The organism is Caulobacter sp. 602-1, assembly GCF_003931565.1.
GTDB lineage: Bacteria > Pseudomonadota > Alphaproteobacteria > Caulobacterales > Caulobacteraceae > Caulobacter.
The window spans coordinates 147707-172603 of the sequence record NZ_RRYI01000002.1; the positions used below are offsets into that span (position 1 = coordinate 147707).

The window sequence follows — 24897 nt, forward strand, 5'->3', positions numbered from 1 at the left end:
GAAGCGGAGGGTCGGGGCGACAAGCGGTCGGCGCTTTTCTGCTATCGTGAAATCCCGACGCCAATCGCGTAAGGAGCCTCCTCCCATGACCGACCTCACTCCCGACCAGGAAGCCGCCCTGCTGGCCGACCTGACCAAGGCCTGCCGCGAGGCCGGCTATGTGGTCGAGGCGATCGATCGCGGCCTCGAGGTGTCCGGCGGCGAGGAGGAGGGCGCGTTCTACCTGCTGCCCGACCATGGCTGGCTGCAGGCGCGCTGCCTCGTCCTGGATCCCGAGGACCTGGCGGACGCCCGCGACCTGACGGCCCTGTTCGAGACGGTGGCCAAGGCCCAGTTCCGGCTGATCGGCTGCCGCTTCGGCTACGACGCCGAGACCGGCCTGTGGCTGGTCGAGGACCTCTATCCGGGCTTCGATCCGGCCAAGGTCCCGGCCGTGCTGGAACAGCTGACCTTCATCTGGGACGCGCTGGAGGACCTGTTCGAGAGCGCGCTCGAAGGGGCCGTGCCCAACGACGACGCCTTCGACGCCGCCTTCGACCTGGAAGCGGCGACGCCGCCGAACTGAGGCGATTCTTCGCGCGCCAGGCCGTGGATGATCCGCGATCCGGCTTCCAACCCGTTGATTATTGTCGGCTTCTCGACGGATCTAGCGATTCCGCGCGCGTTGTTCGCGAGGTTGGTTTCCGCCGTATTGCCAAGCCAAAAATAGCATGGTTGTGTCCCCGAAAGGCTTGCACGCTCAGGTAAGTCTGATTTGCGGGGGATTTAGGTGCTTCCTTATACGACCGATACGACGCAGCCGAAGCTCTCGGCCGCGGCGAAGAGCAGCGCGACCGAGATATTCTTCCGAGCCTATTCGAACATGCCGGCCGGCGTCGACAAAGTAGCCGAGCTGGCCACGACCGACGCGATAGGGACTCGCACGCTCTACAAGGTCACGCTCACGGCGGGCGTGCGGTACGACTTCATCTCGGCCTCGTTCTCCGATCCCAAGGAGATGACGATCTACGACCAGTTCGGGAACGTTATCGGCGTGAACGACGAGGGCAACGACCCGAACAGTTTCGTCTACGCCGGCGCCGCCTACAAGGCCGACGCCGCCTACGGCGTGCTCGCGACCTACAGCGGCGTCTATTACGTCGAGACCGGTTGGCGCCAGGGTTATGGCGACGCTTCGCTCGTCCTGCTGGACGTCTTTTCCCGCACGTCGACGACAAAGACGTACGCGCCCATCGCCCGGGACGTTCCGAACGCCCTGGAGTGGAAGGAGGGCGAGGCCTTCAGCTATACCTTGCCGGCGACCAGCTTCAGCGATCCCGAGGGCGGAACGCTGACCTACTACGCCACCCTGAAGGACGGTTCGGACCTGCCGTCGTGGATGAAGCTGGACAGCGCGACCGGCGTGTTCTCGGGCGTCGCTCCCGCGGGGACGGCGGATCTGGAGCTGCTGATCTTCGCCAAGGACGAGCAGGAGCTGAACAATGTCGGCGCGCCGCTGAAGGTGACGACGCCCGCCGGCGCGCCGGTCGACACCTCGCCGAAGACGGTGCTGACCACGGCCTTCACCCATATCATGCGCTATGCCCCGGCGGCGGATCACGAGGCCTTCAACGGCCTGGTGACCGCGGTGGTCGATGGCAAGTTGACGGTGAACAACGCCATCGGCGTGTTGAGCGCGGTGGCGGCTTCGACCACCTCGGTCGCCACGCTGAACTACCAGTTCTTCACTGGGAAGATCCCGACCCAGGCCGGCTACGACTTCCTGATCTCGCCGACGGGACCCAACACGACCAACCTGAACAGCGACTATTACGCCACGTTCGACATCGTGAACCGCTACATCAACTTCGCGGTGAACCTGGGCAAGAACGGCGAGGCCAAGGAGTCGTTCAAGCAGGCCTATGGAAATCTGACCCTGCTGGAGGCCACCAAGGAGGCCTATGAGACCATCTTCGGTCGCGAACCCACCGACGCCAAGGCGCACGCCCTGATCGACACGCGCGTCGACTATCTGGCCTATTATGGCGGGGATGGCCCGGACGGGATCGGCACCAAGGCGGCCATGGTCGGCTTCCTGTTGGCGGCCGCGGCCACCGAGGACGTCGGCATGATGGCCCGGTCGAACGACAACTTCCTGTTCGATCTTTCCGACGGCGCGAATTTCGGCGTCAATCTAGTCGGAACCTACGGCAAGCCGGAGTATGCTTACGGCTGATCCGCGACGGCCGGACAGCCGTCCGGGAACGGGAACCGGCCTTGGCGCTTCCCGTTCCTGATCGGCGTTCAGTATGTAGGCGGAGGGCTTTGGGATGACGCGCAAGACTTATCGGGGGGCTCTGTTGGCGGCGCTGGCCTTGACGGTCGCTGTCCAGGGGCCGGCCCACGCCCAGATGAAGCCGCCCACGACGCCGGACGAGCCGGGCGGCCGTTGGGGCGAGGCCAAGAAGAAGGCCGTGGACATCGGGTCGCAGCCGGCCCGTGACGTCGGCATGTCCAAGCGCGAGATTCCGCCGATCCTGGAGAAGGCGTTCGACAATCCCTACAGCCTGCAGGGCCTGAAGACCTGCAAGGCGATCGCCGGCGAGATCACCCAGCTGAACGCGGTGCTGGGTCCCGACTATTCGGTGGGCAACGAATATACCGAGAACCGCGCCGGCAAGCTGGCCGAGGCCGGCGGCAAGACGATCATCAACAGCATCATCCCGTTCCGCGGCCTGGTCCGCGAAATGACCGGCGCGGCTCCGGCCGACCGCCACATGAACGCGGTGGTCGACGCGGGCCTCGCCCGGCGCGGCTTCCTGCGCGGCGTGCACCTGAGGCAGGGCTGCAAGACGCGGTTCTAGGAATTCCCCTTCTCCCTTGGCGGGAGAAGGGGACCTTCGGCTACAGCGTGCTCATGTCGATCACGAAGCGGTAGCGCACGTCGCTCCTGGCCATGCGCTTGTAGGCCTCGTTGATCTGGTCGATCGCGATGACCTCGATGTCGGCGACGATGTTCTTTTCGCCGCAGAAGTCGAGCATCTCCTGGGTTTCCTTGATCGAGCCGATCATCGAGCCGGCCAGGGTGCGGCGGCCGGGGATCAGGGCGAAGGCGTTCAGCGGCACGGGCTCTTCCGGCGCGCCGACCAGCACCATGGCGCCGTCGACCTTCAGGAGGTTCAGGTACGCCCCCCAGTCGATGCCGGCCGAGACCGTGCAGATCAGCAGGTCGAAGGTCCCGGCCAGGGTCTCGAAGGTCTTGGGATCGTTGGTCGCGTAGTAGTGCGACGCGCCCATCCTCAGGCCGTCGGCCTGCTTGGACAGGGTCTGGCTCAGCACCGTGACTTCGGCGCCCATGGCGTGGGCCAGCTTGACGCCCATGTGGCCAAGGCCGCCCATGCCCAGGATCGCGACCTTCTTGCCGGGACCGGCGTTCCAGTGGCGCAGGGGCGAATAGAGCGTGATCCCGGCGCACAGCAGCGGGGCGGCGGCGTCCAGCGGCAGGTTCTCCGGGATCGACAGGACGTAGTCTTCCTTGACCACCATGTGGTCGGAATAGCCGCCATAGGTCGGGGTGTCCGACCCCGGCTCGAAGGCGCTGTAGGTCAGGACGAGGCCCGGCTGGTACTGCTCGCGGTCCAGGTCGCGGGCCTCCTTGCAGGTGACGCAGCTGTCGACGAAGCAGCCGACGCCGACATGGTCGCCTTCCTTGAACCGCGTGACATTGGCGCCGACGGCGGTGACCACGCCGGCGACCTCGTGGCCGGGTACGATCGGATAGACGCTCTGGCCCCAGCCGTTGTCGACCATGTGGATGTCGGAGTGGCAGACGCCGCAGTACTTGATCGAGATGACGACGTCGTCGGCGTTGGGCGCGCGACGTTCGAAGCTGAACGGCGCCAGGGGCGCGCCGGCGGCGGGCGCCGCATAGCCTTTAGCGGTGGCCATAGGAATGTGTCCTTGAGTTTGGGGACCGATCGGGGAGGATCGAACGACGGGAGGTTTGCCACGCGCCGGGACGGCGGCGTTATGCCGATCCTGCAAAGCTCATGCACGATCCCGCAAAATGCTGTGAGAGCGGTTTTCGCCTCGCGCGCGGCGGCGTAGAGGTTCGATGGTCCGAAACCCCAGGAAACCAAGCCCTTGAGCGCGTCCGACAACGCCCCCGACAGCGCGGCCGTCTATGCCGAGATCGCCAGCCTGGTCGCCCGTTACGCCAAGGACGACGGCCCGGAATCGGCGATCGACGGCCTCTATCTGACGCGTCGCTGCTCCCCCAGCGGCCGGCTGCACGTCGACCAGCGGCCGTCGTTCTGGCTAGTGGCCGGCGGGCGCAAGTGCCTGACCGTCGGCGACCAGGACCTGCACTACGGCGTCGGCGACTGCCTGCTGGTGGCTCTGGACCTGCCCGCCACCGCGCGGATCCTCCAGGCCAGCGACGCCGAGCCGCACCTGTGCGTCGGCGTGGCGATCAATCCGGCCCGCCTGGCCGAGCTGATCGGCCGCCTGCCCGAGCAGGCCTCGGCCACCCCCAGCGGCGTGCGCGGCGTGGCGGTGAACCCCGCCTCGCCGGAGCTGCTGGACGCCACCCTGCGGCTGCTGAGGCTGCTGGAGCGTCCGGGGGACGTGGCGGCTATGGCCCCGCTGATCGAGCAGGAGATCCTCTACCGCCTGCTGAGCGGTCCGCAGGGGGCGCGCCTGATGCACATCGCCATGGCCGAGGGCCAGGGCCAGCGGGTCGCCCGCGCCGTCGCCTGGCTGCGCGAGCATTTCGCCGAGACCTTGCGGATCGAACTCCTGGCCGAGCACGTGGGCATGAGCGAGAGCTCGTTGCACCATCACTTCAAGGCCGTCACCAACATGACGCCGATGCAGTACCAGAAGCAGCTGCGGCTCTACGAGGCTCGCCGCCTGATGCTGGTCGAGGGCCTGGACGTCGGCGCGGCCGGCTTCTCGGTCGGCTACCAGAGCCCCTCGCAGTTCAGCCGCGAATACCGCCGTCTCTACGGCCTGCCGCCGGCGCGTGACGTCGAGGCCCTGCGCGCGCCGATCGCGGCGGAGTAGGGCTTGACGCGGACCGTCGATACCTCAACCTTAGGTCGGGATGGAGGGGGCTTCATGCGGTCGATGATCAAGGCGCTGGCGCTCTGCGCGCTGGCTTGGCCGACACTCGGCGTCGCGCGGCAGGTCCCTATCCCCTATGAGATCCAGGAAACGCTCAACGATGCATACTACACGGCCCTGACGCCGGCCGAGAAACGCCAGGCCCAGCTCTACGCCGAGCAAAGCAAGCCGCTCGTCATGAGGATCATGGCGGAGGAAGCGGCTGTCGGGCGCGAGATGCTCGCGCTGAATCTCTCGGAGCTGCTGACGCCCGCTTTCCGCAAGCGCGACAGGGACGGCGCCCTAACGCGCGCGCGCCTGGACCAGGGCCGAGCGCTGGTCCAGCGCGGTGAGCGCCTGCGCGCCCAGCACGATGCCGAGGGCCTCGACGGGGTGGCCAGGAGCGGGATGTCCCCCAAGCTCAAGGCGCACTATCGCGCAGTCTTCGAGAGGACGGTGGCCGAGCTGCGACCCAAGCGGGCGCGGCTGAGCGCCATCTCGCTGGAGACGTTCGACACGATAGAGCAGTGCTCACGTCTGCTAGGGACGGCCGAGTGGGACATTCAAGGCGGCCAGTACGCCTTCAGCTCCGAGCTAGATTTGCAAACCTTCTCGCAGCATCTGCAGCGGCTGGACGCGTTGCAGCGGGAGGGGAACATGATTCTGGCCTTGCTGGCGCGCCGTCGAACCGAGGCTATGAGTAGGTTCTAGTCGCCGCCTTGCTTCCGGCCCGACTTCGCGCTCACATGCCCGCGTGTGATTTTGGGGGCGGGTTTTGACGGAAGCCTTGATCGTTCGCGGCTTGAACAAGACGTTCGCCAAGCCCGCCGTGTCCGACCTCGACCTGACGGTCCACGCTGGCGAGCTCTATGCGCTGCTGGGTCCCAACGGGGCCGGCAAGACCACCACCTTGCGGATGGTGGCGGGCCTGACCCAGCCCGACAGCGGCGACGTGGCGATCTTCGGGGTCGACGCCCGCAAGGATCCGGCCGCAGCCAAGGCCCTGCTGGCCTGGGCCCCCGACGAGGCGATGATCTACGACAAGCTCAGCCCGCTTGAATATCTGGAGTTCGTCGCCGGCCTCTGGAACATCGAGCCGCGCGCGGCCAAGGCCAGGGCCGAGAACCTGCTCGAAACCCTGGGCCTGACCAGCGAGGCGCGGCGGCGGTGCGAGGGCTTCTCGCGCGGCATGAAGCAGAAGGTCGCCCTGGCCGGGGCGCTGATCCACGATCCGAAGCTGCTGATCCTGGACGAACCGCTGACCGGCCTGGACGCGGCCGCCGCGCGCCTGGTCAAGGACATGCTGCGGGCGCGCGTCGACGCCGGCGCCACGGTGATCCTGACCACCCACATTCTCGAAGTCGCCGAACGCATGGCCGACCGCATCGGCATCATCGCCGGCGGCCGCCTGCTGGCCGAGGGCACGCTGGACGAGCTGCGCGGCAAGGCCGGCGAGGCCAGCGGCCGGACGCTGGAGGACGTGTTCCTGCAGTTGACCTCAGAGGCCGTCCCTCAAGGCGTCGTCGCGTGAGCCTGCCGTTCAAGCCGGCCAGCACGGCGTGGCTGCTGGCCCACGAGCTGCGCCTGGCCTGGCGCGGCTTTCTGGCGGGGCGCAAGGGGCGGGGACCCGGGGCGCTGATCGCCTTCGTGATCCTGGGCGGCCTGATCGTGTTCGGCGGCGTGGCCATGGGCCTGGCCCTGCGCGGCCAGCAGGTTCCGGTGGTTCCGCTGGCGGTGGTCATCGTCGACCTGGCGCTGGCGGTGATCCTGACCCTGATGCTGTCCAGCACCCTGGCGGCCTCGGCGGACGCCCTCTATGAGCGCGGCGATCTCGATCTGCTGTTCTCCTCGCCGCTGGCCCCGCGCAAGGTGCTGTTCGTCCGGGCCCTGGGCCTGGCGGTCAATGCCGGGCTCTGGTTCATGGTCCCGGCGGTGCTGCTGCTGACGCCCTCGATCGTGCTGGGCCATCCGGCCTGGCTGGGCGTGTTCGTGGTGCTGGCCGCCGCCGCCCTGGGAGCATCCGGGATTGGCCTGCTGCTGGCCATGGCGCTGTTCGCCGTGATCGGTCCGCGCCGCACGCGCACCGTGGCCCAGGTGATGGCGGCCCTGATCGGCGCGGCCTTCTTCCTGGCCAGCCAGTACCGCAACCTGATGGGCCAGAAGGCCAGCGAGAGCCTGTTCGCCCGTATCGCCATGGACGCGCGCGAGGGCCGTATCCAGCCGCCGCCCTTCGCCGACCTGCCGCTGCGCGCGGCCCTGGGCGAGCCGATCCCGCTGCTGATCCTGGTCGCGCTGGGCGCGGGGATCTTCCTGTTCGCCGCCCAGACCCTGGGGCGGCGCTTCGCCGACGCGGCCGCCGCCACCCAGGGCGCCGAGACCCGCAAGGGCGCGAGGGGGCCGACCCGCCCGTTCGCCGCCGGGCCGTTCCAGGCCACGGTGCGCAAGGAGCTGCGCCTGATCAGCCGCGACGCCGCCCTTCTGTCCCAGGTGCTGCTGCGGGTGCTGTACATGCTGCCGCTCGCCCTGGTGCTGGCCCGCGGCGCCGCGCACATGCCGGTCTGGGCCCTGGCCGGACCGGCCGCCGCCGTCACCTTCCTGGCCGGACAGGTGGCCGGGAGTCTCGTCTGGATCACCGTCTCGGCCGAGGACACGCCCGATCTGCTGGCCATCGCCCCGGCCCCGATGGGCGTTCTGCGCCAGGCCAAGCTGACCGCCGCCCTGCTGCCGGTGGCCGTGCTGCTGGCCATCCCGATCGCCGTCCTGGCCTGGTACGCGCCGCTGGCCGGGCTGTGGACCGCGATCGGCGCGGGGCTGTCGGCCTGGACCGCGGGCCTGATCGGCGTCTGGTATCAGAAGCCCGGCAAGCGCGCCGACTTCCGGCGCCGGCGCGGCGGTTCGGTGCTGGCGACCTTCGCCGAGCTGTTCATCGCCGCCCTGATCGGGGTGGCCACGGCGCTGGCGGTGGCGGGCTGGCTGGTCTGGGCGGTTCTGCCGCTGATCGTGGCCGGGGCGCTGATGATGGCGCTGCGAAGGACGGACGAGCAGATCTCGGCGGCGTTGCGCGCGGCGTCGGCCTAGCGCGTTAGGTTAAGTTAAACCGCTCGAGCGCGCTCCAAGTCCATGAATTAGAGCCTCAAGCCTCCGTGAGGGCTCGGATCCGGCACACCACCCCGTCCGGGTGAAAGTCGATCGCCGCCGAACCCGACAGTTCCGCCGCCAGGCCGCGCTCGATCAGACGTGAGCCGAAGCCCCGCTCGGTGGGCGGGGCGACAGGCGGGCCGCCTGTTTCGGTCCAGGTCAGGTCCACCCGCGCCGCGCCGGGATCGGGAGCCAGCGCCCATGAGACATGGACCCGGCCCACCGGCGTCGACAGCGCCCCGTACTTCATCGCGTTCGTGGCCAGTTCGTGCAGGGCCATCGACAGCGATAGGGCGCTCTTGGGCGAAAGGCGGATCGATGGCCCACTGAGGTCGAACCGGCCGGGGCCGCCGTGCAACGCCGCCACCCGGGCGGTGACGTCGTGCAGTTCGGCCCCCTCCCAGTTCTCGCGGGTCAGCAGGTCGTGGGCCTCGGCCAGGGCCACGATGCGGCTGGAGAAGGCCTCCTGCGCCTGGTCCAGCGGGCGCTGGCCGTTGAAGCTCTGGGTGGCGATGGCCTGGATGGTGGCCAGGCTGTTCTTCACCCGGTGGTTCAGCTCGTTGACCAGCAGGCGCAGGTGCAGCTCCGCGCGCTTGCGGTCGGTGACATTGACCACGGCCCCGACGAAACGGCGGGACTTGCCGTCGTCGCCGAAGAACACCTTGCCCTTGACGCTCAGCCATCGCTCGACATGGTCGTCGCGCCCGATCGCGCGATACTCGATGGCGTAGTCCGCGCGGACATTCGGGTCGATAGCCCGCTCCGTCGCCTCTCGCACCTGGGGCTCATCGGCCGGATGGATCAGGGCGTAGGCCGTCTCGAGGTCGACCGGCTCGCCCGGCTGGAGGCCGAACAGCTGATAGCAGCGATCCGACCAGGTCAGGTCGCCGGTGTCGAGGTCCAGCTGCCAGGTGCCGACATCGGCGGCGTCCATGGCCAGGCGCAGGGTCTGTTCCTGACGCAGCAGGCGGTCGACCGCTTCCCGGCGCTCGGTGACGTCCGACGCGACGCCGACGAAGCGCACGCACTGGCCGCCGTCGAAGAAGGCCCGGCCGAAGACCTCGACCCAGCGCAGGGCGCCGTCGCCGCCGCGGCGGATGCGATATTCGAGATTGATCGCGCCGTCGCCGGAGGGATCCATGGCGGCGGCCACGGCCGCGCGCACTCGGGACAGATCGTCCGGATGCAGCAGGCGCTCGAAGGCCTCCTGCGTGGGCTTCTCGTCGGGCGACAGGCCGAAGATCGAGCGGGCGCGGGCGTCCCAGAAGCGCTGGCCGATATGGGGCTTGTGGTCCCAGCGACCCATGCCGGCGGCCTGGGCGGCGAGGTCGAGGTCGATGCGCGCCGCCGCCAGTTCGGCCTCGACCTGCTTGCGTTCGGTGATGTCGACGACGACGCCGGTGTTGCGGGCCGGCTGCCCATCCTCGTCCAGATAGGCCCGGCCGCGCGTATAGACCCAGCGGATCGAGCCGTCGGCCTGCACCAGGCGATACTCGTGCGAGAAGTCGCCGCCCTCCTGGGTCGCTTTCAAGGCGCTGTCGCGGACGCGTTCGCGGTCGTCGGGATGAACGGCGGGCGTATAGCTCTGCACCGGCAGGCCGGCCGCGGCGAATTCGGGCGAGACGTTGTGCAGCTCGGCGTAGCGGGCGTCGGCATAGACCTTGTTGGCCTTGATGTCCCACTCCCAGGCTCCGACCACCCCGGACGCGTCGCGCGCCATCTCGTAGCGCTCCTGGGTGGTCTTCAGGGTCTTCTGGTCGGCCACCGACTGCGAGACCTCGACCGCGGTGACCAGCACCCCGCCGACGCCGTTCGGCGCGCTGGCGTCCGGGACGGGGCTGTAGCTGATGGTGAAGTAGCCGGTCTCCTGGGCTCCGCCGCGGGTCACCTTCAGGGGCAGCTTCTCGAACGCGAAGCCGCCGCTGGTTCCGTTCAGGATGTCCTCGTGGAAGGCGCGGATCGAGGCCTGGAAGTCGGGCGAGGTCTGGTCCAGCCGCGCGCCCAGCGCTTCGGGGTGTCGCTCGTGCAGGGCGGGCGTATAGGCGTCGTTGTAGATCAGGACCAGCTCCGGACCCCAGCGCAGGGCCATCGGGAAGTTGGTGGCCAGGATCATGTCCACGGCCAGGCGCAGGCTGGGCGACCAGGCGTCGCGCGGGCCGACGGGCGTCTGGGACCAGTCGAACGCCCGCACGCGCTCGGCCATTTCGCCGCCGGCGATCCTGCTCAGTACAGGCGCGGCGCGTGGCCTGCCCTCGCCCATGTGTGGTCCCCCATCCGATCAGACGACCGGCCCTGAACAAGGTGAACCCATAGTCCCCCCGGATTCAAGCGGGGCCTTGGTGAACGCACGCACGAAAACGCCCGGAGAACGCGAATGGTTCTCCGGGCGCAACTGGTTGTTCGAAATGGAGGATCAGTCGATCGGCGACCAGGATTTGGCGGCCGGGGCGGCCTGGCGCTTGGGCCCCCGGAACTCGTTCTGGGGACCGCCAGGCTTGCGGCCCTGGCCCGGACCCTTGCCTTGGCCGGGACCGCGGCCCTGGGCCTTCTGTCCGCCCTCGTTGCGACCGCCGCCGCCATTGGCGCCTTGGCCGCCGTTGCGGTTGCGCGGACGCTTGCGGCGCAGCTCGGACGGCACGTCGTTGCGCGGATCGGCCTTGCGCGGATCGACGTACTTCTCGGCCGGGACCAGCTTGTCGGCGACGGCCGCGGCGGCGGCCAGCTGCTTGTCGTTGCGGCGGTCGAAAGACGGGATCGTCTGGCGGGTGGCCTTCTGGATGTCCTTCAGCAGGTTGCGTTCGTCATCGGCGCAGAAGCTGATGGCGATGCCGTCCTTGCCCTTGCGGGCGGTGCGGCCGATCCGGTGGACATAGGCCTCCGGCACGTTGGGCAGCTCGTAGTTGATGACGTGGCTGACGTCGTTGACGTCGATGCCGCGCGCGGCGATGTCGGTCGCCACCAGGGCCCGCATCTCGCCGGCCTTGAAGGCCGCCAGGGCGCGCTCGCGCTGGCCCTGGGTCTTGTCGCCGTGGATCGAGGCGGCCTCGATGCCCGCCGCGTTCAGATATTTGGCGACCCGGTCGGCGCCGCGCTTGGTGCGGGTGAAGACGATGGTGCGGCTGAAGTTGCTGTCGGCGAACAGCTCGGCCAGCAGCGGACGCTTGCGCTGGGCCTCGATGAACAGCACGCGCTGGTCGATGCGCTCGACCGTGGTGGCCTGCGGGGCCACCGAGACCTGCACCGGATCCTTCAACAGCTCGCCGGCCAGCTTGCCGATCTCGGTCGGCATGGTGGCCGAGAAGAACAGGTTCTGGCGGTTCTTGGACATCTGGGCGGCGATCTTGCGGATCGGCACCACGAAGCCGAGGTCCAGCATCTGGTCGGCCTCGTCCAGAACGAAGATCTCGACGCCCGAGACGCTGGCCGACTTCTCGGCCATGTGGTCCATCAGGCGGCCGGGGGTGGCGACCAGCACGTCGATGCCGCCGGCCAGGGCCTTCATCTGCGGGCCGTATTTCACGCCGCCATAGATGGTGTGGACCGACAGGCCCATATGGACGGCGTAGGCCTTGAAGTTCTCGGCGATCTGGGTGGCCAGTTCGCGGGTCGGCGACAGCACCAGGCAGCGGAAGCCGCGGCGGGGCGCCGGCATGCGGTTCTCGGCCAGGCGTTGCAGGATGGGCAGGGCGAAGGCGGCGGTCTTGCCGGTGCCGGTCTGGGCGATGCCCAGCAGGTCCTTGCCTTGCAGCACCACCGGAATGGCCTGGGCCTGGATCGGGGTCGGCTCCTTGTAGCCCTTCTCGGCGAGGGCCTTCAGCAGCGGCTTGGCCAGGCCAAGGTCAGCGAATTGAGTCAAGTGATTCAGTCTTTCGTGCGCCGAAAGACAGCCCATGCGTCCTCGCACGGCTGGCTCCTCGGCCTGAGCCTTCGCCAGCGGCGAAATGCTCAAGGTTTAGACTTAGGAGCCCTCAAGGCTCTTCGTCGGGGGAGCGCCCCGCGTGCACGGGCGATCTAATGAGAATCTCTTCAGGGCGCTCGACAGGCTGGTCCGGAAACGGACCGTCACGCGGCTGGAGCACCGATAGCGCCAAGGGGGGCGCGAAGCGGATATCGCTTGTTGCAGTGCAAAAGTCAAGGAAGGTAAGGGCCCGACCCCTTGCCAGCGTCGGAACGCCGCGCCAAACCCGGCCCATGAGCAAGCCGATCGTCCTCGTCGCCGCCGCCGCCCTGATCGATGTCGACGGGCGGGTGCTGATCTGCCAGCGGCCCCAGGGCAAGCAACTGGCCGGCCTGTGGGAGTTCCCGGGCGGCAAGGTCGAGCCGGGCGAGACGCCCGAGGAATGCCTGATCCGCGAGCTGGACGAGGAGTTGGGCATCAAGGTCGCCCAGGCCTGCCTCGCGCCGTTCGTGTTCGCCTCGCACAGTTACGAGTCTTTTCACCTCCTGATGCCACTCTATCTGCTGCGCCGCTGGGAAGGCCAGGTGACGCGCAGGGAGCATGAGGGCCTGGCATGGGTGAAACCGGACAAGCTTGCGGACTATCCGATGCCGCCCGCCGACGAGCCGCTGGTGGCCTGGCTGCGCGACGTGCTCTGAAGCGTTTCTGGACCGACGAGTCCGGCGCGACCGCGATCGAATACGCCCTGCTGGTCGGACTGTTGGCCCTGGCCCTCGTCGGTGTGCTGACGGGTCTGAGCGGGGCTCTCAACGGGGTCTTCGACAAGGCCAAGGCCGCCCTCGGCGCCTGATCAGGGCCTGGGCTTCTCGCCCGCCGGCTGTTCCTGAACACCCAGGGCGTCGGCCAGGCGCATCTTGGCCGAGCCCGGCCGCAGCGGCTTCTGCTGGCTCTCGTGCGGAGCCCACCCCGTCACCGAGACGATCTCGAACGTCGCCGGCACGCGGCCGTCGGCCTCGGCGAACCGTTCGACATAGAGCTCCATCGCCCGGAACAGCACCTTGCGGGTCAGCGGCTTGCGCGAACGGTCCAGCAGCACGCTGGTCTCGCCCATGGCCCGCAGGTCCCGCAGCAGCTTGATCGGGTGGGCGTAGCGGACCTTCACGCGATCGACATCGGCGACGGGCAGGGCGAAGCCGGCGCGCTGCAGCAGGCCGGCCGCGTCGATGGCGTCGGCGAACGGCGAGACCCGCATCGACGCCCCGTCCGATATCTCGGCCTCGGCGGCCAGCAGGCACTGGCGCAGCTCGGTCAGGGTGGCGCCGCCGAACATCGCGCCCAGGAACAGGCCGTCGGGGCGCAGGGCGCGGCGGATCTGGATCAGCGCCCCGACCAGATCATTGGTCCAGTGCAGCGACAGGGCGGAGACCACCAGGTCGAGCGTCGCGTCGCCGAACGGCAGGCGCTCCTCGTCGGCGGCGACGCGAAGGGTCTGGCGACCGTCCAGCATCCGCGCCGAGAGGTCGGTTTCGATCAGCGTATCGATGTTGGCGCGGGCGTCGCTGTCGCTCAAGGCTTTGAAAAAATGGCCGTTTCTCGCGCCGAGGTCGACGGCGACCGGAAAGCGTCGCAGGATCGTCTCCAGCCGCATGACCACGTCCTGGGCCACGCGGGCCTTGAGAAAGTCGGCGGACGCGTAGCCCGGCGCGGCGCGGTCGAGGCGGACGCGATGCAGGGCGCGGTCGAAGAGCAGGGGGGAGACGGTCATTGCGCGCGGAACATGGCGATTCCGAACCGTTCTGGAAAGCCGGACCTCTGATCTTTGGACTCGGGCGCTCGGTGCTCGACCTGTTGCTGCCGCCGTCCAGCCTGGACGGCGCGGCGGCGCTCAGCGGCGGGCTGACCGCCAGCGCCTTTTCGAAACTCACCTTCCTGGACGATCCGGTCTGTGACGGCTGCGGCCTGGCCATGCCCTATGCCGAGGCGGCGCTGGAGCGCTGCCCCGCCTGCCAGGCCAAGCCCAAGGCGTTCCAGCGCTGCCGCGCCGCCTGCGTCTATGACGAGCACTCCCGCGAGCTGATCCTGAAGCTGAAGCACGCCGACCGCACGGATCTGGCCGGCCTGTTCGCGCGCTGGCTGTCCCGCGCCGGCGTCGACCTGCTGGCCGAAGCCGAGGCGGTGGTCCCGGTGCCGGTCCACCGCGCGCGGATGCTCCGTCGGCGCTACAACCAGGCCGCCGAGATCGCGCGGCCCTTGGCCCGCATGACCGGTCTGGCCTACCTGCCCGACGCACTGATCCGAAGGCGCGACACCGACAGCCAGGGCGGCAAGTCGGCCTCGGGCCGGCGGCGCAACGTGGCGGCCGCCTTCGCCGTCCCCGAAGGGAGGCGACACCGGGTTGTCGGCCGGCGGATCGTTCTGATTGATGACGTGTTGACCACAGGCGCCACGGCCGAAGGGTGCGCGCGAGCGCTTCTGGCCGCCGGCGCGGCGTCGGTGACGCTTTCCGTCGTCGCCCGCGTTACAGAAATGCAGGCGCGTCCTATATGAGGACGCACAACACCAGGGTATCGACCGTTCCATGGCTCACGTCACCATCTACACCCGCCCGTTCTGCGGCTACTGCGCCCGCGCCCTCGCCCTGCTGACCGACAAGGGCGCCGACTTCACCGAGGTCGAGGCCGGCATGGATCCCAAGCTGCGCCAGGAGATGATGGACCGTTCGGGCCGCACCACCTTCCCGCAGATCTTCGTCGGCGATCGGCACATCGGCGGCTGTGACGACATGATGGCCCTCGAACGCGAGGGCAAGCTGGACGCTCTTCTCGCCGCATGAGCCCGTCCGCGTCCTTGCGAGTCGGTCTGATCCAGACCCGGACGCCCGCGACCCACGCGGCGGCCCTGGATCATGTCGCGCCGCTGGTGCGCGAGGCGATCGGGCAGGGCGCCCGGTTCGTGCTGACGCCCGAATGCACCAACGTCCTGCAGAAGGACCGGAGCAAGCTGCTGCCGACCCTGACGGCGCTGGCCGACGACCCGGTCGTTAACGGCCTGCGCGAGATCGCGGCCGAGACCGGGACCTGGATTGACGTCGGCTCGGCCCTGGTCCGGCGCGAGGACGGAAAGGCGGCCAATCGCCAGATCGTCATCGATCCGACCGGCGCGATTGTCGCCACCTACGACAAGCTGCACATGTTCGACGTGGATCTCCCGACCGGCGAGACGGCGCGGGAGTCGGCGACCTACACGCCCGGCGAAAAGGCCGTGGTGGTCGAGACGCCGATCGGCAAGTTCGGCCTGACCATCTGCTACGACATGCGCTTCCCGGCCCTGCACCGCGCCCTGGCCCTGGCCGGGGCGACGGTGATCACCGCGCCGGCCGCCTTCACCCGTCCGACGGGCGAGGCGCACTGGGACGTGCTGCTGCGGGCCCGGGCCATCGAGACCGGCTCGTTCGTCATCGCCGCGGCCCAGGGCGGCTTCCACGAGGACGGCCGCGGCACCTGGGGCCGCTCGATCGTCGTCGGCCCCTGGGGCGAGGTGATCGCCAAGCTTGACCACGATGAGCCCGGCGTGCTGATGGCCGAGCTCGATCTGCCCGCCGCCCTGTCGGCGCGGGCGGCGATTCCGGTCCTTCAGAACGCCCGGCCTTTCGTCTGGCCGTAAAGCTCGCCATCTATAGCCCATGATCAAGTACGCGCTTCAGTGCGACGCGGCCCACGAGTTCGAAGGCTGGTTCGGCTCTTCGGCCGACTATGACGGCCAGGCCGCGCGCGGTCTGGTCGAATGTCCGCTGTGCGGTTCGCGCGGCGTCTCCAAGCAGATCATGGCCCCGGCCGTGGCGGGCACGAAGGCCCAGAGGTCGGCGCCCGCTGTCGATCCGAAGATGCGCGAGATGATGATGACGGCCATGGGCGAGGTCCGTCGGCACGTCGAGGACAATTTCGACTATGTCGGCGACGCCTTCGCCAAGGAGGCGCGCGCCATCCACGAGGGCAAGTCCGAAGAGCGCGGCATCTACGGCGAGGCCTCGCCCACCGAGGTCAAGGCGCTGGTCGAGGACGGCGTGCGCGTGGCCCCGCTGCCGCCGCCCGCCCCGAAGAAGACCGACGTGAACTGAAGCCGCCAAGGCAAAGGGCGCCGAACTTTCGTCCGGCGCCCCTGTGCTTCCTACGAAGCGTCATGCCTTAGCGGTAGCGGTACTCGTAGTGGCACTTCTTCTTGCTCTTGCCGATCTCGTGACCGGCGACGGCGCCGACGCCGGCGCCCAGCAGGGCGCCTTCGGTCTTGTTGCCGCGGCCGGCGACGGTGTTGCCGAGCAGGGCGCCCGACAGGCCGCCGATGATGGCGCCGTTCTTGGCCTTGGACTTGTTGCAGACCAGGACGCGTTCACGGCGTTGCTGGGCCTCGGCGGCGGTGATGGCGACGGAGCTGACGGTGAAACCGACAACGGTGGCCAGGACGATGGTCTTCAGGCGGGCGCGCATGGCGGGCTCTCCGATAATTGTTTTTGTAAGATCCCTCGGTGCGTAAACGCCCAAGCTGACGGTCGGTTTCCAATTTGTCGGAAAGCCGACTGTCAGCCCGGGTCTTACGTTTCGAGAGATCAGCCCTCGACGCGATAGCGGCCCTCGGCGTCGGGGCAGACGCGGATATAACGGGTCTCGACCCGGCCATTGTACTCGGTCGGGGCGGGCGCCAGGCGGCAGCGTTCGCCAGTGCTGGCGTAGCGGCCGTCGCTGTAGCGGTAGGGCTGCGTCTCTTCGTAGGTCCAGTAGTTGCCGCGCGTGTCGCACTTGGCCGAGGCGTTACCCACGGCCGCGCCGACGCCGGCGCCGACCAGGGCGCCCAGCACCGTGCCTTCCGGACGGGCGTTGCGGGCGGCCACGTTGGAGCCCAGAGCCGCGCCAGCCAGAGCGCCGATCACGCCGCCAACGGTGGCGTTGCGCTTGGCGTCCTGACGGCAGTCGTTCGGGTACGAGACGTTGGCGTTGGTGTCGATGCTGTAGGCGCCGGCATAGGACGCGGCGAAGCGCGAGCCCTCGCCCGGATGACGGCGGTCATAGGCGCCGACGCCATAGCGGCGGTCATAGGCGTCGCGGGCCGAGATGTAGCGGTCGCGATCACGCTCCCACTGCTGACGGCCCGGATCGTAGTTCGAGCCCGAGGCGTAGCTCACGCCGCTGGTGCGGAAGCGGGCGGCGTCGCGGGGATGGCGGCGGTCATAGGCGCCGCCGCCATTGCGGCGGTCATAGTCGTAGCGGGCGCGCTCATAGTTGGCGCGGGCCCGTTCGAACTCGGCCTGTTCGGAATAGTAGGCGGCGCTCTCGCGATACTGGGCGGTGCTGTACCGCGTCGCGTAGGTGGGATAGCGACGGTCATAGGCGCCGCGGCCATAGCGACGGTCGTAGTCCTCGCGAGCCTGGACGTAGTTGGCGCGATCGCGCTCGTAAGCGTCCTGGCGCTCCTGATACTCGGCGACCTTGTCATAGTAGCTGGAGCGCTGGGCGTCGTAGTTCTGAAGGCTGCGCTGATACGCCGAATCCTGCGCGAAGGCGGGGGCGATCGCGCCGCACGCCACGGTGGCGGCCAGCACGGCGGCCAAAGTTTTGGAAGTCATGAGAAGTCTCCGTTCCCTCTAGAACGGATCGACGGCCGACCCCCGAAAGTTGAGTCGCCAATCCGAGTTCAAGTCCCTGCGCGGAGAGAAGTCCCGCCTCGGGCTGAAGTTCCCGGTTGGCGTGCGATCCGCGAAAGTGGAAGCCGGTTTCGCGACAAGAGCGCGCGTAGCAAAGAAGCTTCGTTTCAACCCCTGGTGACCGTCATCATGTAGTTGATGTCGACATCGGCCGAGCGGCTCCAGCGGCCGGTCAGCGGATTGTAGCTGACGCCGAACGGGCCCTGCATCTCGACTGGTTCGCCGGCCATGAAGGCCCGCAGCTCTTCAGGCTTGAGGAACTGCTTCCACTCATGGGTGCCCGGCGGGACCCAGCGCAGCACGTATTCGGCGCCGATCTTGGCCAGGGCCAGGGCCTTCAGCGTGCGGTTCAGGGTGGCGACGATCATGATGCCGCCGGGCTTGAGCAGCTTGGCGCAGGTGCGCAGGAACTCGCCCGGATCGGCGACGTGCTCGATGACCTCCATGGTCAGGACGACGTCGAACGGACCCGCGCCCTCGGCCAGCAGCTGTTCGGCGGTGGCGGGACGGTAGCCGATCGTCAGCCCCTGCTCGGCCGCGTGGGTGGCGGCGGTCTTGATGTTCTTCTCGGAGGCGTCGATGGCGGTGACGTCAAAGCCCAGCCGCGACATGGGCTCGGACAGCAGGCCGCCGCCGCAGCCGATGTCCAGCAGGGAAAGACCCTCGAAGGGCTGGCGCAGCGTTCCGTCGCGGCCAAATCGCGCCAGGGCTTCCTCGCGGATGAAGGCCAGGCGGCAGGGATTGAACACGTGCAGCGGCGCGAACTTGCCCGTGGGGTCCCACCATTCGGCGGCGATGGCCGAGAACCGCGCCACGTCGGCGGGGTCGATGCTCCAGGAGGGGGCGGAGGAGGCGGCTTGCGTCATGCGGCCTGTCTAGCACGGACGCCGGCGCTCGCCACGATCACGGAAAAAAGACACCTCCGCGACATTGCCGTTGCGCCATCGCCCCGCTAGAAGGCGCGGGCTTGCGCGAGGGGGAGCGATCCGGCCGCGCGGGCGCAAGAAATAACCAAGTGTCGAGGTACCAAGGACGTGTCACGTCTGGTGATGAAGTTCGGCGGCACGTCGGTGGCCGACCTGGAGCGCATCCGTCGGGTGGCGCGTCTGGTCGCGGCCGAGGTGGCGACGGGCAAGCAGGTGGCGGTGGTCGTCTCGGCCATGTCGGGCAAGACCAATGAGCTGGTCGCCTGGACCGACGGCGCCGGCCGCGCCGCGCAAGGGCTTCCGGAGTCGGATGACGAGTATGACGCCGTCGTCGCCTCGGGCGAGCAGGTGACCGCCGGTCTCCTGGCCATGACCCTGCGCAACATGGGCCACAGGGCCCGCTCGTTCCTGGGCTGGCAGGTGCCGATCATCACGGACGAGGCCCACGGCCGCGCCCGCATCGAGGACATTCCGCCCGCCAATCTGGAAGCCTGCTTCGCCAATGGCGAGATCGCCGTGATCGCCGGCTTCCAGGGCGTGACCCCGAACCAGCGCATCACCACCCTGGGCCGGGGCGGCTCGGACACCTCCGCTGTGGCCATCGCCGCCGCCGTCAAGGGCGCCTGCGACATCTATACGGACGTCGACGGCGTCTACACGACCGACCCGCGGATCGAGAGCAAGGCCAAGCGCCTGGCCAAGATCAGCTACGAAGAGATGCTGGAAATGGCCTCGCTGGGGGCCAAGGTGCTGCAGACCCGTTCGGTCGAGATGGCCATGGCCCATCGCGTCCCGGTGCGGGTGCTGTCGAGTTTCGTCGAACCGGGGGAAGCTCCCGGCCAAGGTACGATCGTCTGCGACGAGGAAGAAATCATGGAAAAGCGCATCGTCTCGGGCGTCGCCTACAGCCGCGACGAAGCCAAGATCACCCTGCTGGGCCTGCCCGATCACCCGGGCGTGTCCTCGCAGATCTTCGGCCGGCTGGCCGACGCCAACGTCAATGTCGACATGATCGTGCAGTCGCGCGCCCGCAGCGCCGCGACCGCCAACATGGAGTTCACGGTCGGCAAGCGTGACGCCGCCCGCGCGGTCGAGATCGTCCGGGCCGCTCGCGACGAGATCGGCTTCGAGGACGTCGCGGTCAACGAGGACGTCGCCAAGGTGTCGGTGATCGGCGTGGGCATGCGCAGCCACGCCGGCGTCGCCCAGTCGATGTTCGCGGCCCTGGCCGAGAAGAACATCAACATCCAGGTCATCTCGACCTCGGAGATCAAGATCTCGGTCCTGATCGACGCGGCCTATACCGAACTGGCCGTGCGGGCGCTGCACGCGGTCTACGGGCTGGACCAGCTGTAAGGCTGAGCAGCCCCCTCCGGCCCTTCGGGCCACCTCCCCCGTAGCGGGGGAGGACGCCTCGGATCCTGCTCCCCCTTTATGGGGAAGCTGTCGGCAAAGCCGACTGAGGGGGCCTCGCCAGCATTCGCCGTTGCCGAAACGTCGTGTTGTGACGTTAAGAAGACGCCGCAGCCTCCGAGAATCGCCATGTCCGACGTCTTCAAGTTCGATCCCGACGCCAAGACCGTCACCTTTCACGGCGACGCCGGCCTGGACCTGCTCTACGACCTGCTGCTGCGCGCCAAGTTCGGCGACGGCTACGAGAAGCCGCTGCTGATCAGCCCGTGGCTGGCGGCGTTGCTGAACCAGCTGGACCAGGCCCTGCCCGACGACGGCCAGTGGTTCCCGGAAAAGCCCGGCCAGCCGATCTTCGACACCGACGACCTCCTGGCCATGGGTGACGCGGTCATCGAGGAAGGCCACACGGTCGGCTGGTGGACCATGACCGAGGTCGAGAAGCGCGCCTATCTGCGCAACGTCATCGCCGCCCCGCACCCGCTGACCGACCTCGAGGTCGAGTTCATCGAGAACGACATCGACGCGGCCCTGGCCCAGGCCCGCCGGCTGGTGGCCGACGCCGACGAGCCGCTGGCCCTCCCGGGACACGGCTGATCCCGCTATACCAAGGTCATGGGTCACGACCTGACCGCCCCCGCCGAACTGTCGTTCCGCCGCTATGGCGAGGACGCGCCGCCGCATGTCCACGCCTTTGACCAGATCGTCCTGCCGCGTCGGGGCGTGCTGGAGATGGAGATCGACGGCCGGGGCGGTCGGGTCGATCCGGGCCGCGCGGCCGTGGTCCCGCCCGGCGCGCGCCACGCCTTCGCCGCCTCGGGCGAGAACCTGTTCGTGGTCGCCGACATCGGCGGGGCGCTGATGAGGCCCTTCGAGCGCCTGCGCGAGCGGCCCTTCGCTCCGGTCACCGGCGCGGTGCGCGGCCTTCTCGACTACCTGGCCGGCGAGGCGCCCGGCGTGATCGAAGTGGGCGTCGCCAGCCTGTGGACGCCGCTGCTGCTGCGCGGACTCTCGGCCGCGCCGGTCAATATCGACCCTCGCCTGGCCCGCGCCGCCGCCCTGATCGAGGCCCGCTACGATCAGCCGCTGACCGTCCGCGACCTCGCCGCCGAGGCCGGCATGAGCCAGAGCCGGTTCTTCGCGCGGTTCGCCGACGCCTACGGGACGACGCCGCACGGTGCGCTGTCCGATACGCGGCTGCGCGCGGCCCAGCGCCTGCTGTCGGACACCCGCCTGTCGATCGCCGAGATCGCCGTGCGTACCGGGCACGGCGATCAGAGCGGTCTCACCAGGCGCATGAAGGCGGCGCTGGGCGTCACTCCCGGCGCCTGGCGAAAGCGGCGCTAGCCTTACATCGTCGGGTCGAAGGTGACCGTGACGGTGTTGGTGGTCGCTGTCTGGCTGGCGGAGTCGGTCACCACGCAGACCCAGCGCGACATCTTCGGCGGACCGCCCCATGGGCCGTCCCAGTAGAAGGTGGTGGATTCGCCTGCCGGGTCGTTGGGATAGACATAGCCGGTGCCGCCGATGTGCACCCACTCGTAGCTGTAGGGCGGTGTCCCGCCACTGACGGTGACGTAGGTGGGGTCGGTGGGCGGCCAGCCGGCGCCTTCGAGGGAAGACGGCGAGGCGCTGGCGGTCATGGTTCGGGCTTGGGCGGACGTAGCCACCAGCAGCGCGCCGAGACCAGCGGCGCCGAACATCAATTCACGACGGGACTTCATTCAATCCTCCTGATGTTACCTAGGATTGAATGAGTTCATTGCTCTACCTAAGAGTCAACCTATGTTGGAGACTGCCAAGTCACCCGTCGCCCCGCCCCGTCTCGCGCCTCGCTGTCCGACACGCGGCTGCGCGCGGCCCAGCGCCTGCTGTCGGACACCCGTCTGTCGATCGCCGAGATCGCCGCGCGCACGGGGCGCGGCGATCAGAGCGGTCTCACCAGGCGCATGAAGGCGGCGCTGGGCGTCGCCCCCGGCGCCTGGCGAAAGGGGCGTCCTTAGGCGCCGCCGTAGGCGACGTGGACGCTGTTGGTGCTCACCGTATCGTTCGCGCTGTCGGTCACCTGGCACACCCAGGCCGAGAGGCGCGGCGGTCCGCTCGAGGGGCCGACCCATCCGAACTCGACCACCGGACTGTTGGGGTCCGACACCTCGATGTCGGTCGAGCCAGAGATGCGGGTCCACTGGTAGCTGTAGGGGCCGACGCCGCCGCTGACGCTGACGGTCACGTAACCTTCGCCGACACCGATAGTCGACGGCGAGGCGCTGGCCGAGAGCGTCCGCGCGTGGGCGGCGGTCGCCACCATCAGGGCGCCGACGCCAACCCCAGCGGCGCCGAACATCAATTCACGACGGGACTTCATTCAACCCTCCTGATGTTACCTAAGGTTGGATGACGCCATCGCTCTACCTTGGAGTCAATCTATAATAGAAACCGCCGGACTTTCGGGAGCTTTCGCCAAGCCGGCCGCGCGGCGACCTGCTAATTCCGCCCCATGAGCGCCTCCCGCAATCTCCTACTCGGCCTGCTGTTCGGCCTGATCGCCGGCGCGTTCTGGGGCGGGGTGTTCCTGGCGCCGAAGCTGCTGGCCGCCTTCACGCCGCTGCAGATGACGGCCGGCCGCTACATCGCCTACGGCCTGGCCTCGGCGGTGCTGCTGGCGCCGAGCTGGAAGACGGTGATGGCCAAGATGACGGCCAAGGACTGGCGGGACCTGGCCGCGCTGAGCCTGCTGGGCAACCTCATCTACTATGTCGGCCTGTCGGTGTCGGTGCAGAGCGCGGGGGTGGCCCTGGCCTCGCTGATTATCGGTCTCCTGCCGGTGACGGTCACCCTGGTTGGGGCGAAGCCAGGGGAGGGCGTTGCGCTCCGCCACCTGGCCGCGCCCCTGGCCCTGGTCGTGGCCGGCGGGGTCTGCATCAACGTCTCGGTGTTCACCGACAGCCACGGCGTCGGGATCGGCAAGCAGGTGGTGGGCGTGCTGGGCGCGACCCTGGCCTTGGCGATGTGGACCGCCTACGCCGTCTGGAACGCCCGCCGCCTGGCCGCGACGCCGAAGTTCACCAGCCACGAGTGGTCGCTGCTGACCGGCCTGGCCACCGGCCTGCTGTCGCTGGCGCTGGTGGTCCCGGCCTTCCTTTTGGGCGGCGAGGCCCGCGCGTCGGCGGCCCATGCCCCTGAAGCTTGGGGCTGGTTCTGGATGGTCAGTTTCGCCGTCGCGATCGGAGCCTCGGTGATCGGCAACGGCCTGTGGAACGCGGCCAGCCGCCTGCTGCCGCTCAGCCTGTCGGGCCAGCTGATCGTGTTCGAGACCCTGTTCGCGCTGCTCTACGGCTTCCTGCACGAAGGCCGCTGGCCGCGCGGGCTGGAGACGGCGGCGATCGTGCTGATGCTGGCCGGCGTGCTGTGGTCGGTGCGGCTGCATCGGCCGCGAGTGGAGCTGGCCTAGACCGAGGGGGTCCGGGCGGCGACACCCAGTAGGCGTTGTCGCAGCCACCAGACTCCGACGACCGAGAAGAACAGCAGCGCGGCCGTGCCGAGAGTCTTGCCCATCGAGGTCGGCGCGGCGCTTGGGTCTGCTGTTTCCAGCGCGATTGCCGTCCTACCGATGCAAAACAGGAACGCGGCGAAGAAGAGGAACGCCGCCGGACTATTGTTCATCGAGAGCTTGCCGATCATTGCGATCATCTCGACCAGGGACGGAACGACGAAGATCCAAGGCTCCCAGGCGGGGCGAGACCGCTCTGGAACGACGGCTGTTGATACGGTGTAGATCGACCAGATCCAGCTCATATCAACCGCAACGGTCAGCCAATTCAGCGTCTGCGCTAAAGGGGGCGCTATCCAACTCACCGGGCCAGCCGCCAGGTTGAAGCCCAAGAGGAGGACCGTCAGCACCCAAGGATGTAGCGTCAGCAATCTCTTCGCTACAGCCAGTCCGCGCGTCATTCGGTCGATTATCTCTAGGTTGATCGGTCGACTATCTTTCGCCGGCGGATCCCGGTCAAGCTTCGTCGGCTTGTGTTCAAAACCTAAACCAAACCTGAACAGCGCGGTTCAAATCAGGTTCAGGCGGGCCCCTCTAAAACAACATTCAACAGCGCCGCCCAGTCTCATCTTCGGGAAAGGGGGCGACGCTTCTGGAACAGGAGCCCTGCCATGAAGACCATCGGCAAGTTCACCAAGACCGCCGTCGCCGTCGCCATCACCGGCGCGCTGGTCGCCCCCGCCTCGGCCGCCTTCGCCGGCGAGAAGACCAACCGCGCCGTCCTGGGCGCCGTGATCGGCGGCATCGCCGGCGCCGCGATCGGCGACGGCAAGGGCGAAGCGGTCGCCATCGGCGCGGTCGCCGGCGCGGCCCTGGGCGCCTCGACGGCCAAGGACAAGTACGACCGTCGCTACAGCCACGGCTACCGGACCGCCCCGCGCTACAGCGACAGCCGCTACGGCTACGACAACCGATACGCCTATGATCGCGGCGGCTACCGCCACGACCGTTACGACGCCCGCTACGACAACCGCTACGACAGCCGCTACGCCTACGGCTATCGCCGCTAGGCCCCGCCTCTAGGCCGCTCGTGTCCTGATCCCTCCCCGAGCGAGCTAACCTGCGCCGCCCCTCCCCGGGGCGGCGCTTTTTCGCGCCGCCCTTCCCCTTTTGAGAATTGGGCGGCGCTTTTTCCCGCCGCCCGTGCCCCTTCGAGAATGGGCGGCTGTTTTCTGCGCGGTCGCACCTAATCGCCGTT

General features: G+C 68.5%; 29 protein-coding genes. 19 read left to right on the forward strand and 10 right to left on the reverse strand.

Annotated elements, in window-relative coordinates; genetic code table 11:
• Nucleotides 1-85 precede the first annotated feature (85 nt).
• The 3 genes from EIK80_RS05440 (at nt 86) to EIK80_RS05450 (ending at nt 2843) form a co-directional block, all read left to right on the forward strand.
• A complete protein-coding gene (locus tag EIK80_RS05440) occupies nt 86-565 on the forward strand; it encodes a hypothetical protein (protein WP_125155972.1) in 480 nt (159 codons plus the stop codon).
• 204 nt (nt 566-769) lie between these two features.
• Entirely contained in the window at nt 770-2215 is a 1446-nt protein-coding gene (locus tag EIK80_RS26325) for a putative Ig domain-containing protein (RefSeq protein ID WP_199743394.1), read from the forward strand.
• A 175-nt stretch (nt 2216-2390) separates the two neighbouring features.
• Nucleotides 2391-2843, forward strand: a complete 453-nt coding sequence (locus EIK80_RS05450) for a hypothetical protein (RefSeq protein ID WP_370450209.1) — start codon at nt 2391-2393, stop codon at nt 2841-2843.
• A gap of 40 nt (nt 2844-2883) precedes the next feature.
• Here EIK80_RS05450 and EIK80_RS05455 read toward each other — a convergent pair whose 3' ends face one another.
• Nucleotides 2884-3927 carry an NAD(P)-dependent alcohol dehydrogenase gene (locus EIK80_RS05455; protein ID WP_125155973.1) on the reverse strand — a complete coding sequence of 348 codons (1044 nt, stop codon included), beginning with the start codon at nt 3925-3927 and terminating at the stop codon, nt 2884-2886.
• Between the two features lie 195 nt (nt 3928-4122).
• Between EIK80_RS05455 and EIK80_RS05460 the strand changes: the two genes are divergently transcribed.
• The 4 genes from EIK80_RS05460 to EIK80_RS05475 all read left to right on the forward strand — a co-directional run bounded on the left by EIK80_RS05460 (nt 4123) and on the right by EIK80_RS05475 (nt 8160).
• Nucleotides 4123-5043 (forward strand): AraC family transcriptional regulator, encoded by a 921-nt coding sequence (locus EIK80_RS05460; RefSeq protein ID WP_125155974.1) that lies wholly within the window; start codon nt 4123-4125, stop codon nt 5041-5043.
• Between the two features lie 54 nt (nt 5044-5097).
• Complete coding sequence (locus EIK80_RS05465; RefSeq protein WP_125155975.1) at nt 5098-5793, forward strand: hypothetical protein; 696 nt, start codon at nt 5098-5100, stop codon at nt 5791-5793.
• Nucleotides 5794-5857: 64 nt separating this feature from the next.
• Nucleotides 5858-6613 (forward strand): ABC transporter ATP-binding protein, encoded by a 756-nt coding sequence (locus EIK80_RS05470; RefSeq protein WP_125155976.1) that lies wholly within the window; start codon nt 5858-5860, stop codon nt 6611-6613.
• A complete protein-coding gene (locus EIK80_RS05475) occupies nt 6610-8160 on the forward strand; it encodes a hypothetical protein (RefSeq protein WP_125155977.1) in 1551 nt (516 codons plus the stop codon). Before EIK80_RS05470 ends, EIK80_RS05475 begins: the two co-directional genes overlap by 4 nt.
• Nucleotides 8161-8215: 55 nt before the next feature.
• On the opposite strand, the gene EIK80_RS05480 is transcribed toward EIK80_RS05475, so the two are convergent.
• Together EIK80_RS05480 and EIK80_RS05485 are read right to left on the reverse strand one after the other, a co-directional pair.
• Complete coding sequence (locus EIK80_RS05480) at nt 8216-10480, reverse strand: PAS domain-containing protein (RefSeq protein ID WP_125155978.1); 2265 nt, start codon at nt 10478-10480, stop codon at nt 8216-8218.
• A gap of 153 nt (nt 10481-10633) precedes the next feature.
• Nucleotides 10634-12076, reverse strand: coding sequence for a DEAD/DEAH box helicase (locus EIK80_RS05485; RefSeq protein ID WP_125155979.1), 1443 nt, complete (start codon nt 12074-12076; stop codon nt 10634-10636).
• A 335-nt stretch (nt 12077-12411) separates the two neighbouring features.
• Here EIK80_RS05485 and mutT point away from each other — a divergent pair, with 335 nt between their 5' ends.
• Nucleotides 12412-12816 (forward strand): 8-oxo-dGTP diphosphatase MutT, encoded by a 405-nt coding sequence (gene mutT, locus EIK80_RS05490; protein ID WP_125155980.1) that lies wholly within the window; start codon nt 12412-12414, stop codon nt 12814-12816.
• Entirely contained in the window at nt 12732-12968 is a 237-nt protein-coding gene (locus EIK80_RS26885) for a Flp family type IVb pilin (RefSeq protein ID WP_125155981.1), read from the forward strand. The genes mutT and EIK80_RS26885 overlap by 85 nt, the downstream gene beginning before the upstream one ends.
• On the opposite strand, the gene EIK80_RS05500 is transcribed toward EIK80_RS26885, so the two are convergent.
• The gene (locus EIK80_RS05500; protein WP_125155982.1) at nt 12969-13883 is read right to left on the reverse strand and encodes a methyltransferase domain-containing protein; all 915 of its coding nucleotides are present in this window, start codon (nt 13881-13883) and stop codon (nt 12969-12971) included.
• Here EIK80_RS05500 and EIK80_RS05505 point away from each other — a divergent pair.
• The 4 genes from EIK80_RS05505 to EIK80_RS05520 are packed head-to-tail and all read left to right on the forward strand — an operon-like array spanning nt 13883 to nt 16235.
• Nucleotides 13883-14665, forward strand: coding sequence for a ComF family protein (locus EIK80_RS05505; RefSeq protein WP_125155983.1), 783 nt, complete (start codon nt 13883-13885; stop codon nt 14663-14665). The two genes, EIK80_RS05500 and EIK80_RS05505, sit on opposite strands and share 1 nt — an antisense overlap.
• Before the next feature lie 31 nt (nt 14666-14696).
• Nucleotides 14697-14951, forward strand: a complete 255-nt coding sequence (grxC, locus tag EIK80_RS05510) for a glutaredoxin 3 (RefSeq protein WP_125155984.1) — start codon at nt 14697-14699, stop codon at nt 14949-14951.
• Nucleotides 14948-15781 carry a carbon-nitrogen hydrolase family protein gene (locus EIK80_RS05515; RefSeq protein WP_125155985.1) on the forward strand — a complete coding sequence of 278 codons (834 nt, stop codon included), beginning with the start codon at nt 14948-14950 and terminating at the stop codon, nt 15779-15781. Before grxC ends, EIK80_RS05515 begins: the two co-directional genes overlap by 4 nt.
• A gap of 19 nt (nt 15782-15800) precedes the next feature.
• Nucleotides 15801-16235: a DUF1178 family protein gene (locus EIK80_RS05520; RefSeq protein ID WP_125155986.1), complete on the forward strand. Its 435-nt coding sequence runs from the start codon at nt 15801-15803 to the stop codon at nt 16233-16235.
• A gap of 67 nt (nt 16236-16302) precedes the next feature.
• Here EIK80_RS05520 and EIK80_RS05525 read toward each other — a convergent pair whose 3' ends face one another.
• From EIK80_RS05525 to ubiG, 3 genes are all read right to left on the reverse strand, one after another.
• Nucleotides 16303-16602, reverse strand: a complete 300-nt coding sequence (locus EIK80_RS05525; RefSeq protein WP_125155987.1) for a glycine zipper 2TM domain-containing protein — start codon at nt 16600-16602, stop codon at nt 16303-16305.
• 119 nt (nt 16603-16721) lie between these two features.
• Nucleotides 16722-17735, reverse strand: a complete 1014-nt coding sequence (locus EIK80_RS05530; protein ID WP_125155988.1) for a glycine zipper domain-containing protein — start codon at nt 17733-17735, stop codon at nt 16722-16724.
• A 185-nt stretch (nt 17736-17920) separates the two neighbouring features.
• Nucleotides 17921-18679 carry a bifunctional 2-polyprenyl-6-hydroxyphenol methylase/3-demethylubiquinol 3-O-methyltransferase UbiG gene (gene ubiG, locus EIK80_RS05535; protein WP_125155989.1) on the reverse strand — a complete coding sequence of 253 codons (759 nt, stop codon included), beginning with the start codon at nt 18677-18679 and terminating at the stop codon, nt 17921-17923.
• A gap of 168 nt (nt 18680-18847) precedes the next feature.
• Between ubiG and EIK80_RS05540 the strand changes: the two genes are divergently transcribed.
• From EIK80_RS05540 to EIK80_RS05550, 3 genes are all read left to right on the forward strand, one after another.
• Entirely contained in the window at nt 18848-20095 is a 1248-nt protein-coding gene (locus tag EIK80_RS05540; RefSeq protein WP_125155990.1) for an aspartate kinase, read from the forward strand.
• 186 nt (nt 20096-20281) lie between these two features.
• Nucleotides 20282-20746: a hypothetical protein gene (locus EIK80_RS05545; RefSeq protein ID WP_125155991.1), complete on the forward strand. Its 465-nt coding sequence runs from the start codon at nt 20282-20284 to the stop codon at nt 20744-20746.
• An 18-nt stretch (nt 20747-20764) separates the two neighbouring features.
• A complete protein-coding gene (locus tag EIK80_RS05550; protein WP_125155992.1) occupies nt 20765-21496 on the forward strand; it encodes an AraC family transcriptional regulator in 732 nt (243 codons plus the stop codon).
• A 2-nt stretch (nt 21497-21498) separates the two neighbouring features.
• Here the strand turns inward: EIK80_RS05550 and EIK80_RS05555 are convergent, their stop codons facing one another.
• Nucleotides 21499-21873, reverse strand: a complete 375-nt coding sequence (locus EIK80_RS05555; RefSeq protein ID WP_125155993.1) for a SprB repeat-containing protein — start codon at nt 21871-21873, stop codon at nt 21499-21501.
• Nucleotides 21874-21984: 111 nt separating this feature from the next.
• On the opposite strand from EIK80_RS05555, the gene EIK80_RS26630 reads away from it, so the two are divergent.
• On the forward strand, nt 21985-22152 hold the full coding sequence (locus EIK80_RS26630) for a helix-turn-helix domain-containing protein (protein ID WP_255414583.1): 168 nt from the start codon (nt 21985-21987) through the stop codon (nt 22150-22152).
• On the opposite strand, the gene EIK80_RS05565 is transcribed toward EIK80_RS26630, so the two are convergent.
• On the reverse strand, nt 22149-22514 hold the full coding sequence (locus tag EIK80_RS05565; RefSeq protein WP_125155994.1) for a SprB repeat-containing protein: 366 nt from the start codon (nt 22512-22514) through the stop codon (nt 22149-22151). The genes EIK80_RS26630 and EIK80_RS05565 overlap by 4 nt on opposite strands.
• 132 nt (nt 22515-22646) lie before the next feature.
• Here EIK80_RS05565 and EIK80_RS05570 point away from each other — a divergent pair, with 132 nt between their 5' ends.
• Entirely contained in the window at nt 22647-23600 is a 954-nt protein-coding gene (locus EIK80_RS05570; RefSeq protein ID WP_125155995.1) for a DMT family transporter, read from the forward strand.
• On the opposite strand, the gene EIK80_RS05575 is transcribed toward EIK80_RS05570, so the two are convergent.
• On the reverse strand, nt 23597-24100 hold the full coding sequence (locus EIK80_RS05575; RefSeq protein ID WP_125155996.1) for a hypothetical protein: 504 nt from the start codon (nt 24098-24100) through the stop codon (nt 23597-23599). The genes EIK80_RS05570 and EIK80_RS05575 overlap by 4 nt on opposite strands.
• Nucleotides 24101-24310: 210 nt before the next feature.
• Here EIK80_RS05575 and EIK80_RS05580 point away from each other — a divergent pair, with 210 nt between their 5' ends.
• Nucleotides 24311-24709, forward strand: coding sequence for a hypothetical protein (locus EIK80_RS05580; protein WP_125155997.1), 399 nt, complete (start codon nt 24311-24313; stop codon nt 24707-24709).
• Nucleotides 24710-24897: the final 188 nt, after the last annotated feature.

Bases quoted from the DNA above. Each gene is read 5' to 3' on its own strand.
- EIK80_RS26885 (WP_125155981.1), top strand. From the start codon at position 12,732: ATGGGTGAAACCGGACAAGCTTGCGGACTATCCGATGCCGCCCGCCGA.
- EIK80_RS05565 (WP_125155994.1), bottom strand. From the start codon at position 22,514: ATGAAGTCCCGTCGTGAATTGATGTTCGGCGCCGCTGGGGTTGGCGTC.
- EIK80_RS05575 (WP_125155996.1), bottom strand. From the start codon at position 24,100: ATGACGCGCGGACTGGCTGTAGCGAAGAGATTGCTGACGCTACATCCT.
- EIK80_RS05545 (WP_125155991.1), top strand. From the start codon at position 20,282: ATGTCCGACGTCTTCAAGTTCGATCCCGACGCCAAGACCGTCACCTTT.
- EIK80_RS05520 (WP_125155986.1), top strand. From the start codon at position 15,801: ATGATCAAGTACGCGCTTCAGTGCGACGCGGCCCACGAGTTCGAAGGC.
- EIK80_RS05580 (WP_125155997.1), top strand. From the start codon at position 24,311: ATGAAGACCATCGGCAAGTTCACCAAGACCGCCGTCGCCGTCGCCATC.
- EIK80_RS05525 (WP_125155987.1), bottom strand. From the start codon at position 16,602: ATGCGCGCCCGCCTGAAGACCATCGTCCTGGCCACCGTTGTCGGTTTC.
- grxC (WP_125155984.1), top strand. From the start codon at position 14,697: ATGGCTCACGTCACCATCTACACCCGCCCGTTCTGCGGCTACTGCGCC.
- EIK80_RS05440 (WP_125155972.1), top strand. From the start codon at position 86: ATGACCGACCTCACTCCCGACCAGGAAGCCGCCCTGCTGGCCGACCTG.
- EIK80_RS05570 (WP_125155995.1), top strand. From the start codon at position 22,647: ATGAGCGCCTCCCGCAATCTCCTACTCGGCCTGCTGTTCGGCCTGATC.
- EIK80_RS05455 (WP_125155973.1), bottom strand. From the start codon at position 3,927: ATGGCCACCGCTAAAGGCTATGCGGCGCCCGCCGCCGGCGCGCCCCTG.
- EIK80_RS05450 (WP_370450209.1), top strand. From the start codon at position 2,391: ATGAAGCCGCCCACGACGCCGGACGAGCCGGGCGGCCGTTGGGGCGAG.
- EIK80_RS05500 (WP_125155982.1), bottom strand. From the start codon at position 13,883: ATGACCGTCTCCCCCCTGCTCTTCGACCGCGCCCTGCATCGCGTCCGC.
- mutT (WP_125155980.1), top strand. From the start codon at position 12,412: ATGAGCAAGCCGATCGTCCTCGTCGCCGCCGCCGCCCTGATCGATGTC.
- ubiG (WP_125155989.1), bottom strand. From the start codon at position 18,679: ATGACGCAAGCCGCCTCCTCCGCCCCCTCCTGGAGCATCGACCCCGCC.
- EIK80_RS05555 (WP_125155993.1), bottom strand. From the start codon at position 21,873: ATGAAGTCCCGTCGTGAATTGATGTTCGGCGCCGCTGGTCTCGGCGCG.
- EIK80_RS05530 (WP_125155988.1), bottom strand. From the start codon at position 17,735: ATGACTTCCAAAACTTTGGCCGCCGTGCTGGCCGCCACCGTGGCGTGC.
- EIK80_RS05465 (WP_125155975.1), top strand. From the start codon at position 5,098: ATGCGGTCGATGATCAAGGCGCTGGCGCTCTGCGCGCTGGCTTGGCCG.
- EIK80_RS05515 (WP_125155985.1), top strand. From the start codon at position 14,948: ATGAGCCCGTCCGCGTCCTTGCGAGTCGGTCTGATCCAGACCCGGACG.
- EIK80_RS05480 (WP_125155978.1), bottom strand. From the start codon at position 10,480: ATGGGCGAGGGCAGGCCACGCGCCGCGCCTGTACTGAGCAGGATCGCC.
- EIK80_RS05550 (WP_125155992.1), top strand. From the start codon at position 20,765: ATGGGTCACGACCTGACCGCCCCCGCCGAACTGTCGTTCCGCCGCTAT.